Origin of the sequence: Nonomuraea sp. NPDC050404, from assembly GCF_040655495.1 — a bacterium.
Taxonomy (GTDB): Bacteria; Actinomycetota; Actinomycetes; order Streptosporangiales; family Streptosporangiaceae; genus Nonomuraea.
The window spans coordinates 14909-28781 of the sequence record NZ_JBFAKB010000015.1 but is presented as its reverse complement, the minus strand read 5'-3'; the positions used below and the strand labels follow the sequence as shown (position 1 = coordinate 28781).

Genomic DNA, 13873 nt, shown 5'->3' with positions numbered 1-13873 from the left:
CAATACATTAGGTCGTTTATTGCCTAGCCCATTGGTGCAATATCCTAGGGCTTGGACGGGCGGGATCGCTCGAGCATCCGCAAGTAGGACTCGCCGCAGATGAGATCGATCTCGTCCCGCGACAGGCCCCGCCCGGCGAGCCCGGCCGGGATCGCGCCCAGGTCGCCGGCGTCCTCGAGCCCCTCGGGCCCGTACGTGTAGAGCTCGCGGCCCCGGCCCTTGATGCCATGGGCCCCGTCCGGATCGATCATGTCCAGCACGGGCACGAGCATCTCCACGGGCGACTCGCAGTAGTCGGCGCCGATGCACAGGTGCTCGGGGCCGACCAGGTCGTACATGTACATCGCGTGGTCGAGCAGATCCGACAGCGTCGCCTTCATCGGCTCGGGCGAGACGTAACCGCGGAAGGTGTTGAGCCCGATGACCCCGTTGCGCTCGGCGACGGCCTTGATCTGGTCGTCGGTCAGGTTCCGCGGGTGCGGGCACAGGGCGTCGGCGTTGGAGTGCGAGACGAACAGGTCACCGTCGTAGAGGCCGAGCGCGTCCCAGAACGAGGCCCGCGACATGTGGACCAGGTCGATCATCATCGGCAACGATTCGAGTTCCCCGAGCGTCTGCTTCCCGAGGTGGCTGAAGCCGCCCTCGCCGAACCGCTCGTTGCTCCCGGTGCAGAGCAGGTTCTGCAGGTTGTGCGAGAACGTGAAGGTCGTGATCCCGAGCCCGGACAGCGTATGCAGAGCCTCGAGGTCGCCCGCGAAGGCGCCATGGCCCTCCAGCGACAGGAAGATCCCGAACGATCCCGCAGGACGGTTGTCGAAGTCCGCCCGGGTCGCGCAGTAGGTGATCTCGCCCTCGGACCGGTCGAACTCCGTGAAGTACGCGTTGATGGACGGCCAGTTCGAGACCTGGACGACGGCGGCGTCCAGCCCTCCTGCCCGCCACCGCGGCAGGTAGGTACTCCTGAGCACCTGCGCCTTGTTGCCCGGGACGGCGTGCTGGGCCATGACATCGTAGACGACGCCACCGACGTAACTGTTGATCATGGTGTCCTCTCAGGTGGTGAGCCACTGCTCCTCGGGACGCGGGACGGAACTGAGCAACTGGGCGGTGTAGTCGTCCCGCGGATGGTCGAGCACCGACTCGGTCGGGCCGGATTCGACGACCTTGCCCAGGTGCATGACGTACAGGTATTCCGACGCCTGGCGGACGATGGACAGGTCGTGGGTGATGAACAGGCAACTGATGCCGCGTTCCGCCCTGATCTGCCGCAGCAGGTTGAGGATCTGCGCCTGAACCGACATGTCCAGCGCCGACACGGGCTCGTCGCAGATGAGCACCCGTGGTTCCACCGCCAGCGCCCGCGCGATCGCCACCCGTTGCCGCTCGCCGCCGGACAGCGAGGCCGGGCGGCGCCGGGCGTAGCCGGGCGAGAGGCCGACGGACTCCAGGAGCTCGCCGACCCGGCGTTCGACGCCCGTGGCACCGCGATCGTGCGTCACGATCGCCTCTTTCAGCGCCCAGCCGACGGAACGCATGGGGTTGAGGCTCGAATAGGGGTCCTGGAACACGGTCTGCACCGTCCGCCGGAGCCTGCGGCGCTCGTTCGTCGTCAGGTCACGCCACCTGCGGACCGGGATGCCGTCGATCACGATCTCGCCGCCGGTCGGCGACTCCAGGCCGACCAGCATGCGAGCGAGCGTGGTCTTGCCCGACCCGGACTCCCCCACGATCCCGACGCTCTCGCCCGCCCGGACGGAGATCGACACGTCGTCGACGGCCCGGACGGTACGGCCGCCGCTCCGAAAGACCTTCTGGATGTTCACCACGTCGATCAGCGCGTCGTCGGAGCGGCTGCCGGCGGGCCCGTCCTCGCGCTCCTCGGCCTTGCTGAGCAGCGCGGCCATCTCGGCCTCGATCTCCGGCAGCCGGACGCAGCGCGATCGCCGATCGTCGCCGACCACGGCCAGCGGTGGCTCCCCGTCCCTGCACACCTGCCGGGCCCAGCGGCAACGGGACTCGAAGGAGCAGCGGTCCCGCACCTCGGCGGCCGAGGGGACCGAGCCAGGGATCGCGACGAGCTGCCGCACCCGGCGGTCGGCCGGAGGCTCGGACAACAACAGTCCCTGCGAGTACGGGTGCAGGGGCCGCTCACGTACATCGTCCGCCCGGCCCGCCTCGACCAGCGAGCCGGCGTACAGGACCTGGATACGGTCGCAGGTGGCGAAGGCGACGCGCAGGTCGTGGGTGATGAGGATCAGCGCCATCCCGCGCGCCTCCTGGATCCTCTTGATCAGGGCCAGTACCTCGCGCTGGGTGACCACGTCCAGCGCCGTCGAGGGTTCGTCCGCGATCAGCACCTGTGGGTCCCTCGCCAGCGCCGCGGCGATCGCGACCCGCTGCCGCATGCCGCCGGAGAGCTGGAACGGATACCGGTCGACGACCGTCTCGTCGGTGATGCCGACCTCGGCGAGACGCCGGATCGCCTCGGCCCGCCGTTCTGCGCGGCTCAGGCGCCGCTGCGCGAGCAGGGACTCCTCCAGGATGCGCCCGCACCGCATCACCGGGTTCAGCATGGTGAACGGGTCCTGCATGATCATGCCGATCTGGCGGCCGCGGATCGTCCGCCATTGCCGTTCGGACAGGTCGAGCAGGTTCTCGCCGTCGAACCTGGCGCTTCCCTTCGCGACGACCCCTTCGGGGAGGAGCCCGATGAGGGCCTTCGCGCTCATCGACTTGCCGCTGCCGGACTCGCCGACGATTCCGACGCTCTCGCCCGCGGCCAGCCGCAGGTCCAGCGCGGTGACGATCGGGTCGCCCGTGCCGGCCCGCTCGATCCGCATGTCCTCGATGTCGAGGACCGGGGGGCCGGAGGCGGGCACTCGCTCGGTGTGGGGGCTCAACGGCCTGCTCCTCGGCTCGACATCTTCTCGTAGATCCAGTCGCCGACCAGGTTCACGGACGTGGCGGTGAGGGCGATGGCGATGCCCGGCGCGATGATCGCCACCGGGTTCGTGAACAGCAGGGGCTGGTTCTCCGACAACATCTGGCCCCAGTCGGGGGTCCCCGGCTCGGCGCCCAGGCCGAGGAAGGACAGGCCGGCGAGGGAGACGAGGGATCCGGCGAAGATGATGACCGAGTTGGCGACGGCGGCCGCGGCGATGTTCGGCCAGATGTGCCGCACCATGATCCGGCCGTCCGTGACTCCGAGTGTCTTGGCCGCCTCGACGTACGGGCGAGGCGTCTGTTCGAGCGTCGCGGCGCGCATGACCCTGGCGTCCGTCGGGATCGTGAGAACGATCAGCAACCCGACCGCCAGCCAGTAACCACCGCCCAGCGCGCCCGCCACGACGATGATGATGAGCAGCGACGGGATCGCCACCATCAGGTCGACCCAGCGCATCACCAGCGAGTCGATGATCCCGCCCCGGTACCCGGCGAGGAGCCCGAGCAGGTTGCCGCACACCATCGAGGCGAGGGCGATGACCAGCGGGCCCAGGATCGCGGACTGGGCGCCGGCCAGCATCCGGGAGAAGACGTCCCGCCCCAGCCCGTCGGTGCCGAGCCAGTGTTCGGCGCCCGGGGGCGCCAGGCTGCCCAGCACGTCCTGCTGGGCCGGGTCATGGGGCGCCAGCATCGGGCCGGCGATCGCCATGAGCAGGACGAGCGCCATGAAGGCGAAGCACAGGGCGATCAGGACGGGAGGGCGGCGCCGTACGCGGCGTCCGGTGAGGCGCTGCGGCGTCGTGATGGCTGCCTCGGTCATGCGGACCGCCCTTCAAACCGGATGCGCGGGTCGATCGCCACGTAGGCGAGGTCCGCGAGCAGGTTGGCGAGCACGATGAGCACCGCGATGAGCATCGCCAGAGCCTGGATCATCGGCATGTCGCTCGTCTCGGTCGCCTGCACCAGCAGTTCACCGATGCCGCCCAGGGAGAACGCCGTCTCGACGAAGACGGCACCGGCGAAGAAGAACGCGAGCAGGGATCCTGAGACCGTCACCACGGGTATCAGCGCGTTCCTGAACGCGTAGCGGACCAGGACGTGCCGCCGGCTGAGTCCCCTGGCCCTGGCGAACATGATGTAGTCCTGGTCCAGCACTTTGATCATCGAGGCTCGGCTGTGACGCAGGAGGAACGCCGCGACGCACAGGGCGAGTGCCAGCGCCGGCAGGGTCAGGTGCCACAACTGGTCCAGGAACCCCTCGCCGAGACCCGCCGCCGGGAAGACCGGCACCAGGACCGCGAAGAGGTACAGGAGCAGGATCCCCATGACGAACGGCGGCGTACTCAGCGCCACGACCGCCCCCGCCACCAGCCCGCGGTCCAGCGTCTTGCGCTGGCGCAGCGCGGCGACGACGCCGGGAATCACGCCGAGGATGAGCGTCAGGAGATAGGCGTACACCGCCAGGAACGCCGAGGGCCCGAGGCGGGCACCGATCTCGTCCGTCACCGGCAGCGTCGTCAGCGTGGACTCGCCGAAGTCGAAGACCAGCGCGTCCCGCAGCCACAACCAGTACTGGGTGAGGAACGGTTCGTCGAGGTGGTACCGCTCCGTCAGCGCCTGGACCAGCTCCGGGGTGGCCGGTTTACCGCCGAGGTAGGCGTCCACCACCGTACCGGGCGCGATGTGGACGAGGGAGAAGACGAGGAAGGACAGGATCGCGATCAGCACCACCAACGCGACCAGGCGCTTGCCGATCATCAGCAGGATCGCGCGGGCGCTCATGGGCGCGTCCTCACGGCGCCGCACCGTACGAGGTTGGTCATGATCACCTTACTTGGTCACTTGGGGATGACGTTGAGCACCCACGGCATGTTCGACCAGAAGCTGCCGAACTCGACGAGGTCGTAATCGATCGAGGCGTAGGTGTTGCCTTCGGCGTAGAGCGGCACGTAGGGAACGTCCTCGCCCAGGTGCTCCAGCACCTTCGCGTAGATCGCCAGGCGCTCTTGCGGGTCCTGCTCCAGCAGGCCGTCCGCCAGGAGCTTTTTCATCTCCGGCTTGGTGTAACCGGCGAAGTTCAGGCCGACGGGCGCCCCGGTCTTGTCGGTGCTCAGGAACAGGGCGGCCCAACTCGGATCCGGCACGCAGGGGCCGGTCTCGAAGTACGTCAGCGGCTTGTTCTGCCCGCCGAGTTCGGCGTACCACGCGGTCTCCGTGAGCACCTTGATCTCGAGATCGATGCCGATCTGCTTGAGCTGAGCGGCGATCACCTGGGCGATGGGCGCGGAGGCGGCGATCGTCTTGAACGTGAAGCGGAACCCGCCAGGGACCGACGACCGGGCCAGCTCGGCCTTGGCCGCTTTCAGGTCGTACGGATACGTCTCGACCTCCTCCAGCGCGGCCTTGACCTCCTTCTCCGAGCCCAGTGTGCGCAGCAGCAACGGAGACATGAGCGTGCTCTCCGGACCGCCGGCCCGCCCCTGGGTCGCCGCGACGATGTCCTCGCGCTTGATCGCGTGCGCGACCGCCCGGCGTACATGGACGTCGTTCCAGGGCGCCTGCTGGAGCGGCAGGCTGAGCAGGGAGGTCGCGCAGGTCCCGACCGTGGTCACCGTGCCGCCACCGGCGGCGGCGTCGAAGCCGGTCGGGCCGCCGACCGTGGGGGCGAGGTCGATCTCACCGGCCCGCAGCGCCAGCGCCATGCTGTTGTCATCGGCGAAGGACTTGACCGAGATCCGGTCGACCCGGGGCTTGCCGCCCCAGTAGCCGGCGTGTGCCGACAGCTCCATGCCGGTGGCCGGGTTGAGGCTGTCGAACTTCCACGGACCGGTGGCCACCAGCAACGTGCCCGGCTGGCCGAACTTGGTCCCGGTCTGTTCCGCGAACTTCTTCTGGAAGACGACCGAATACCACATCGCCGGCGTGTACTGCCACGACGCGTCCGGCTGCTTCAGCCTCACCCGGACCGTGTAGGTGTCCGCGGCCTCGACGGTGTCGACCGGAGCGAAGTAGGCCGAGCGCCTGGAGCCGGTGGCACGCAGACGATCCCAGGAGTACTTCACGTCCTGCGAGGTCAGCTCCGTACCGTCCCAGAACTTCACGCCCTGACGCAGGGTGTACTCGTAGACCTTGTCACCGACCCGTTTCCACTCCGTGGCCAGCCACGGCTGGAGTTTGCCCTGCGCGTCGATCCGTAGCAGCGGCTCCAGGCCGAGCTGGTTGGCATAGAGGCCGCCGGCGCCCATGTTCTCCGCCGGGTTCACGAGGGTGATCTGGCCCGCGATGCCCAGGCTGAGGCGCGGGATGTGCTGGTCCGAGACCGGTTTGCCCGGGTCTGCGCTTCGAGCCGTGTCGGCCGGGCGCGGACCGCCGTCCGGGTCCTTCCGGGCAGCCGGGCCGGTGCCGGCACACGCCGTGAGCAGCACTGCGGCAAGAGCGGCGAGAGTCAGGGCAAGGTGCCACCGCCCTCGTCTCGGAACACTGTTCGTCTCGGACATCTCAACACCATTCGGTAGTCGTGGCAGGGGAATCCGCGGCCCCTCACGAGACTCCGAAGAGCCTGGTTTCTCCGTTGAACGGCGAGGCCGGTCGCAGCGACCTGACCTCCGCTTCGGGCCATGTCCGGCGGGCTGTGTCATGACGTGGGGCACAGCATTGTCTGATTGCCTATGCCTGTCAAGACCTACTCAAGTGGTCCAAGACTGGCATGGTGTACACCTAATGCTTGGGGTAATATTCGCCCATTCAACTAGGTTGATAGGTGACTCGAGACGTTGAGCGACATCGACATTCCTGCTCTTCTGGCCGGCATCGAGGCCGATGCCGAGGACTACCTCTCCACCCGTCCCGAGGCAACCCTCATGATCGGGCTGTCCCTACGAGGCGAGCGTCACGTCCGGGCCTTCCTGGCACCGGGGGCCGAGCACGCCCGGCTCCCCGGCGCGAAGACGATCTACGAGATCGGCTCCGTGTCCAAGGTTTTCCTCACTACGGTCCTGGCCGCGCTGGAGGGTCAGGGCCTGATCGGTCTCGACGACCCGATCGCCACGCACCTGCCGAAGGACCTGCGGCTGCCACCCGAGATCGCGTCGATCACGATCCGGCAACTCGCCACGCACAGCTCCGGGCTGGGACCGGTCGGGAAGATCCACCAGCGGTTCATCGACGAGGAGCTCCGCGGGACCGAGTCACCGTTCGGCACCTACACCCACTACCTGCGCTACAAGAAGGAACATCTGTACGCCGACCTCGAGAACGCCGAGCTGATCTACCCCAAGGGGCAGGGCTGGACCTACTCGGTCATCGGCATGGGCGCGCTCGGGCACATCCTGGAACTGGTGGCGGCGAAGCCGTACGAAGAGCTGCTCAAGGAGACGGTCTGCGAGCCGCTGGGCCTGACGGACACCGGCTACTCGCTCTCGGCGGAGCAGCAGGGCCGGGTGATGTACGCCTACGACAGGGCGGGGCAGCCGTGCCCGACGGGAGCGAGCCGCCCGACTTCGTCCAGGGCCTGGGCTGGAGGGGCCTGGACCGGCCCGGGGGCCTGGCCTGGTGGCACCCTGGCACGACGTTGTTCTACCTGGCGGGCGCGGGCGTCGATGACCGTGCCCAGGCCGGGCTCGTCGTGCTGTGCTCCTACCGCACCTGCCTGACGGACCGCGATGTCCTGCACCCCCTGCAGCGGGAGTGGTTCCGCCGAGCCTGTCAGTAGCCGCCGGCCGTTCCGCCGCTGCCCACGTCCCCGCGAGGAGCGATCGTCATGAGCGCCAGCCTGTCCGCCCGCTACGCCAGGGCAGAGGCACTGCTGCCCCACAACCAGAAGAACCTGGTCCACTCCGCTCAGGTGCGGCCGAACTGGATCCGCGGCACCGAGACGTTCTGGTACCGGATCACGACGGCCGACGGCGCCCGGTTCGTGTTCGTCGACGCCGAGGCCGGCACCAAGCGGCCGGCGTTCGACCATGAGCGACTGGCCCGCGCGCTGAGCGGCGTCCTGGCCGGGAAGGTCGACCCGGACGCACTGCCGTTCCACCGGATCGAGCTGACCGACGGCGCGATCCGGGTGGTCGCCGGGGGACGGCGGATCGAGATCTCGCTCGCCACCTACACCGCGACGATCCTCGGACCGGCCCACCCCTCGGAGACGCCCTCGCCGGACGGCCGCTGGTCCGTGGGGCTGCGCGAGCACAACCTCTACCTGCGCGACACCGCCACCGGCGAGGTACGGCAGCTCACCACCGACGGCGTCGAGGCCCACGACTACGCGACGATGGCCGACTCCTGCGCCGAGCTGGTGATGCAAGAGAACCTCGGCTACACCATGCCGCCGCTCGTGGTGTGGTCACCCGACTCGACCAGGTTCGTCACCCACCGACTCGACCAGCGCCAGGTCGGGCTCATGCACCTGCTGCGATCGGCCCCGCCCGGCGGCGGCCGTCCGGTCCCGATGAGCTACCGCTACGCCGTCACGGGCGACGCGAACCTCGCCACGTCGGAGTTCTTCGTGTTCGAGGCCGCGACGGGCCGGACGACGCCGGCCTCGGGTGAGCCGGTCCTCACCCCGTACCTCCCTGCCATCGCCTGCAACCACCTGTGGTGGAGCGCGGACGGGTCGAAAATCTATTTCCTGTCCGGCGACCGCGGCGACCACGCCGTCCGGCTGCACGAGCTGGACCCCGCGAGCGGCGAGGTCACCCGGCTCGTCGAGGAGCAGACCGGCACGTCGCACATCACCCACGGCCCGCAGTTCCAGGACCGCAACGTTGAGGTGCTGTCCACGGGCGAGACGTTGTGGTGGTCGGAGCGCAGCGGGTACGGCCATCTCTACCGGTACGACCGCGACGGCTCGGTCACCGCTTTGACGTCGGGCGACTGGCTGTTCCGCCGCATCGTGTCGATCGACGAGGACGCCCGCCGGCTCGTGTTCACCGGCGCGGGCCGGCAGCCGGACTCGGATCCGTACCTGCAGGAGCTGTACGCGGTGTCGCTCGACGGCGGCGAGATCACCACCATCACGGACGACGGCCTCGACCACGACCCCCGGCCGTCGCGGTCGGGCCGGTTCTTCGTCGACGTCACCTCGCGCTACGACGTGCCGGCCGTGTCCGTGCTCCGCGACGCCACCGGCGCGGTCGTGCTCGAACTGGAACGGGCGGACGCCTCCGGTCTGCTCGCCGCCGGCTGGTCACCGCCCGAGCGCGTCGTGGCGAAGGCGGCCGACGGCGTGACCGACCTCTACTGCGCCGTGTACAAGCCGCACGACTTCGATCCGTCGATGACCTACCCCGTGGTCGAGGAGATCTACCCTGGGCCGCACATCTCCACCGCCCCGCTGCGCTTCCCGCAGTCCGGCGGCGTCGTGACCCTGGAACGCTCGGGCGCGGTGTTCGCCGCGCTCGGCTTCGTCGTCGTGGTGGTCGACGGCCGCGGGTCGGCGCTGCGCGGCAAGTCCTTCCAGGACCACGCCCGCGGTGACGGCGACTTCGTCGGCGACCACGTCGCCGCGATCACCCAGCTCGGGCGCACCCGCCCGTGGATGGACCTGGACCGGGTCGGCATCTACGGGCACTCGGCGGGCGGCTACGCCTCGACCAGGAGCATGCTCAGGGCACCGGACCTCTACAAGGTCGCGGTGTCCTCGGCCGGCAACCACGACAACCGCCTGAACCACGCCTGGTGGGCGGAGAAGTTCTACGGCCTGCCCGGCGACTTCGACTTCGCCGGCCAGTCCAACGGCGCGCACGCCGGGAATCTGGCGGGCAGATTGCTGCTGGTGCACGGCGAGATGGACGACAACGCCACGCCGCACGGCACGATGCGCCTGGTCGGCGCGCTCATCAAGGCGAACAAGGACTTCGACCTGCTCGTCGTCCCCAACGCGGAGCACCGCCTGACGATCGGCGGCGCGTACTGGCTGCGGCGCCGCTGGGACTACTTCGTACGGCACCTCATGGGCGAGACGCCGCCCGCGTACCGGATCGCCGACATCCCGATCGACCCCGAACTGCTCCCGTCGTGACCCCCCGGAGGAATGTAGCTATGAGCAACGACCTGGCCGCCCGTTATGCCAAGGCCGAGGCGCTGCTGGCCCACAACCTGAGAAGCCTGGTCCACTCCCCGCAGGTACGGCCGAACTGGATCCCCGGCACCGAGACGTTCTGGTACCGGATCACCGCGGCCGGCGGCGTCCGGTTCGTGTTCGCCGACGCCGAGACCGGCACCACGCGGCCGGCGTTCGACCACGAGCGGCTCGCCGGTGCGCTGCGCGCCGTCCTGAACGAGGACGTCGATGCCGCGAAGCTGCCGTTCTTCGGCATCGAACTCGTCGATGACGTGGTGCGGGTGGTCGTCGGCGAGCAGCGCGTCGAGGTCTGCCTCGGCTCCTACGCCGCGACCCTCCTGGGCCCCGCCCGCGCGCAGGAGACACGGTCGCCCGACGGACGCTGGTCGGTGGGGGTCCGCGACCACAACCTCTACCTCCGGGACACCGCGACGGACGAGGAGCGGCGGCTCACCACGGACGGGGCGGAGGCGTACTCGTACGGGACGCCGCCGGACGCCTCCGCGAACCGCGTGATGCAGGAGAACCTCGGCTTCACCGCGCCGCCGCTGGTCGTGTGGTCGCCCGACTCGTCCAGGTTCGTGACACACCGCCTCGACCAGCGCGATCTCCAGCTCATGCACCTGGTACGGTCCGCGCCCGCGAACGGCGGCCGACCGGCCGCGATGAGCTACCGGTACGCCATGGTCGGCGACGAGAACGTCGCGACGGCGGACTTCTTCGTCTTCGAGGCCGAGACGGGCCGGGCGACCCAGGCGAAGCACGAGCCGGTGTCGATGGACTACCTCTCGGTGATCGCCTTGGACCACGTCTGGTGGAACGACGACGCCACGAAGGCGTACTGGCTGTCCGGCGACCGGGGCGGACGCACGGTCCGGCTGTACGAACTCGACCCGGCCACCGGCGAGGTCACCGTGCTCGTGGAGGAGACGAGCAGGTCGAACACCCTGCTCGGCCCGCACTACCACGACCGCAACGTGAAGGTCCTGAGCTCCGGTGAGGTGCTGTGGTGGTCGGAGCGCAGCGGCTGGGGCCACCTCTACCTGTACGCGCCGGCCGGCACGGGCGGCCCGGGCGGCACGGCCGGCACGGCTGGCACGGTCACCTCCGGCGACTGGCTGGTGCGCAGGATCGTCGGCGTCGACGAGGCGGCGCGCCGGGTCGTGTTCACCGCCGCCGGTCGTGAGCCGGGCTCGGACCTGTATGTGCAGGAGTTGTGCTCGGTGTCGCTCGACGGCGGCGAGATCACCACCATCACCTCCGACGGCCTCGACCATGACCCCCGCCCGTCGCGGTCGGGACGGTACTTCGTCGACGTCACCTCACGCGTCGACGTCCCTGCCGTCTCGGTGCTGCGCGACGCGACCGGCGCGGTCGTGCTGGAGCTGGAACGGGCGGACGCCGCCGCTCTCTACGCGGCCGGCTGGTCGCCCCCTGAGCGGGTCGTGGTGAAGGCGGCCGACGGCGTGACGGACCTCTCCTGCGCGATCTACCGGCCGCACGACTTCGACCCCTGCGCCAGGTATCCCGTCCTCGACGAGATCTACCCCGGCCCGCAGGTCTCCACCACGCCGATCCGTTTCCCGCTGTCGGGCGGGCCGCTGACCGCCGAACGGCACGCGGCGCCGTTCGCCGCCCTGGGATTCGTTGTCGTCGCGGTCGACGCACGGGGGACGGCGATGCGGGAGCGCGCGTTCCGCGATCATGCCCGCCTCGGCGGCGACGGCGACTTCGTCGACGATCACGTCGCCGCGATCACCCGGCTCGGGGCCACCCGCCCGTGGATGGACCTGGACCGGGTCGGCGTCTATGGCCACTCAGGCGGCGGCTACGCCTCGACCCGGTGCCTGCTGCGGGCGCCCGGCTTCTTCAAGGTCGCGGTGTCGTCCGCAGGCGACCACGACGACCGGACCTACCACGCCTGGTGGGGCGAGCGGTTCTTCGGCCCGGCCGGTGAGTTCGACTTCGACGCGCACGCCAACATCCCGCTCGCCGGCGATCTTGCGGGCAAACTGCTGCTGGCGCACGGCGGCATGGACGACAACGTCACGCCGCATCTGACGATGCGCCTGGTGGACGCGCTGATCGAGGCCAACAAGGACTTCGACCTGTGCATCGTCCCGAACGCCGATCACAGCATGTTCCACCAGCAGGCGTACTGGTTCCGTCGGCGCTGGGACTACGTCGTGCGGCACCTGATGGGCCGGACGCCACCCGCGTACCGAATAGCCGACGTCCCGGCCGACCCCGAACTGATCGCCGCGTACACGGGAGGCTGAGCGGCCATTTTGGCGCCGGGTCTGGGCCGGCCGTAATCTGGTGCTGAGAATAGGCTGATGATTGTGCTGCGATAATGTGCTCAACAACAGTCCGAGCACGTCGAGCAATGGTGTCCTTGACCTAGGACAAAGACGATTCATCCGCCGGTGGGGAGCGAGCAGTGGTCGACAAGATCCAGGTGAGCCTTCATTCCGATGTGCCCATCTACCGGCAGATCGTCACCCAGCTCTCGTTCATGATCGAGACCGGCGACCTCGAGCCGGGCCAGCCGCTGCCCAGTGCGCGGCTGCTGGCCGACAACCTCCGCATCAACCGCAACACCGTGGCACGTGCCTATGCCGAGCTCGGTGAGCTGGGCCTGGTCGAGGGGCGCGGACGCAGCGGGACGATCGTCGTCGGCCCCGGCCCGGAACGGGCCGGCTCGCTGGCCCGCGACCGGGCGCTGCAGGTGCTGGAGACGGCCACCCGTGAGTGCATCGAGCTGGGCCTGTCCGCGGCCGAGATCCAGTCCCTGGTGATGAGCCTGGCGGCACGCGCGGAGGACGACCTGCTCAAGGTCTCGTTCGTCGAGTGCAATGTCGATCGGGCCAAATACTTCGCCGGCGAGCTGGAGGACAAGGTCGGGGTCAAGGTGAAGCCCCTGGTGCTCGACTCGTTCGCGCCCGAGGAAGAGCGCGCCGACCTCGTCCTCACGACGTTCTTCCACCTCGCGGAGGTGCGCACCCTCATGCGGCGGCAGAAGACGGAGGTCGTCGCCATCGTCGTCGCGCCGCACATCCAGACACTCGTGCAGATCGCGTCCGTCGCCAAGAACGGCACCGTGGGCATCTGGTACCGCACCGACGATCAGGCGATCACCGTCCGTGACTCGCTGCGGGACTCCGGCATCAAGAACATCGAGGTGCTCGACGGCATCGAGGACGCCGACATCGAGGGCATCGACCTGGTGGTGATCCCGGACGAGATGACCGAGGTGAGGGCGCAGCTTGAGGAGAAGGTCAAGGTCATCCGGTTCGGGAACGTCCTCGACGCCGCCTCGATCCGCATGGTCAACGACGTCGTCCGGGACATGCAGGCCGCGAAGAGGGGCGATCGGAGCGTCCCGCGGGCCTGACGAGCGCTCCCGCACCGGCCGGGGCGTGCGGCGTCATGTCATCCGTACGCGCCGGGCGTGCCGGGAGATGTACTCGACGAGTTGCGCCGTGGGTGTGCCGGGACCGAACACCTCGTGCACGCCGAAGCCCTTGAGCGTCTCGGCGTCCTCGGGTGGCACGGTGCCGCCCACCACGAACAGCACGTCGTCACGGTCGTTCTCGCGCAGCAGCTCGCACAGTTCCTCGGCATATTCCAGGTGGGCGCCGGACAGGCTGGACAGGCCCAGCACGTCGGCGTCCTCCTGGACGACCGCACGCAGGATCGACTCCGGCGTCTGGTAGATGCCGGTGTAGACGACCTCCATGCCCGAGTCGCGCAGCGCTCGCGCGACGACCTTGGCGCCGCGGTCGTGCCCGTCCAGGCCGGGTTTGGCGATCACCACCTTGAGCGGTGTCCGGCGATCAGCAGCGGATGTCCTCATCGATTGTCCTTCTC

The 13873-nt window shown here is 69.2% G+C and carries 10 protein-coding genes; 4 read left to right on the top strand and 6 right to left on the bottom strand.

All coding sequences use genetic code 11. From position 1 onward, the window contains the following. Window positions 1-44: 44 nt before the first annotated feature. From AB0I81_RS35875 to AB0I81_RS35855, 5 genes are read right to left on the bottom strand one after another with little or no spacing between them, the layout of a single operon-like run. Entirely contained in the window at window positions 45-1043 is a 999-nt protein-coding gene (locus AB0I81_RS35875) for a membrane dipeptidase (RefSeq protein ID WP_360666140.1), read from the bottom strand. 9 nt (window positions 1044-1052) lie between these two features. Further along, the gene (locus AB0I81_RS35870) at window positions 1053-2900 is read right to left on the bottom strand and encodes an ABC transporter ATP-binding protein (RefSeq protein WP_360666138.1); all 1848 of its coding nucleotides are present in this window, start codon (window positions 2898-2900) and stop codon (window positions 1053-1055) included. After that, the gene (locus AB0I81_RS35865) at window positions 2897-3763 is read right to left on the bottom strand and encodes an ABC transporter permease (RefSeq protein ID WP_360666135.1); all 867 of its coding nucleotides are present in this window, start codon (window positions 3761-3763) and stop codon (window positions 2897-2899) included. The genes AB0I81_RS35870 and AB0I81_RS35865 overlap by 4 nt, the downstream gene beginning before the upstream one ends. Further along, window positions 3760-4725, bottom strand: a complete 966-nt coding sequence (locus AB0I81_RS35860; protein WP_360666132.1) for an ABC transporter permease — start codon at window positions 4723-4725, stop codon at window positions 3760-3762. The genes AB0I81_RS35865 and AB0I81_RS35860 overlap by 4 nt, the downstream gene beginning before the upstream one ends. A 56-nt stretch (window positions 4726-4781) precedes the next feature. Next, window positions 4782-6440: an ABC transporter substrate-binding protein gene (locus AB0I81_RS35855; protein WP_360666129.1), complete on the bottom strand. Its 1659-nt coding sequence runs from the start codon at window positions 6438-6440 to the stop codon at window positions 4782-4784. Between the two features lie 276 nt (window positions 6441-6716). Here AB0I81_RS35855 and AB0I81_RS35850 point away from each other — a divergent pair, with 276 nt between their 5' ends. The 4 genes from AB0I81_RS35850 (at window position 6717) to AB0I81_RS35835 (ending at window position 13397) form a co-directional block, all read left to right on the top strand. Beyond that, window positions 6717-7595: a serine hydrolase domain-containing protein gene (locus AB0I81_RS35850; RefSeq protein ID WP_360666126.1), complete on the top strand. Its 879-nt coding sequence runs from the start codon at window positions 6717-6719 to the stop codon at window positions 7593-7595. A 107-nt stretch (window positions 7596-7702) separates the two neighbouring features. Beyond that, window positions 7703-9961, top strand: a complete 2259-nt coding sequence (locus tag AB0I81_RS35845) for a DPP IV N-terminal domain-containing protein (RefSeq protein WP_360666123.1) — start codon at window positions 7703-7705, stop codon at window positions 9959-9961. A gap of 20 nt (window positions 9962-9981) precedes the next feature. Continuing rightward, window positions 9982-12282 carry a DPP IV N-terminal domain-containing protein gene (locus tag AB0I81_RS35840; protein ID WP_360666120.1) on the top strand — a complete coding sequence of 767 codons (2301 nt, stop codon included), beginning with the start codon at window positions 9982-9984 and terminating at the stop codon, window positions 12280-12282. A 161-nt stretch (window positions 12283-12443) separates the two neighbouring features. Next, window positions 12444-13397, top strand: a complete 954-nt coding sequence (locus AB0I81_RS35835) for a GntR family transcriptional regulator (protein WP_360666117.1) — start codon at window positions 12444-12446, stop codon at window positions 13395-13397. 33 nt (window positions 13398-13430) lie between these two features. On the opposite strand, the gene AB0I81_RS35830 is transcribed toward AB0I81_RS35835, so the two are convergent. Further along, the gene (locus AB0I81_RS35830) at window positions 13431-13859 is read right to left on the bottom strand and encodes a cobalamin B12-binding domain-containing protein (RefSeq protein ID WP_360666114.1); all 429 of its coding nucleotides are present in this window, start codon (window positions 13857-13859) and stop codon (window positions 13431-13433) included. Between the last annotated feature and the right edge of the window lie 14 nt (window positions 13860-13873).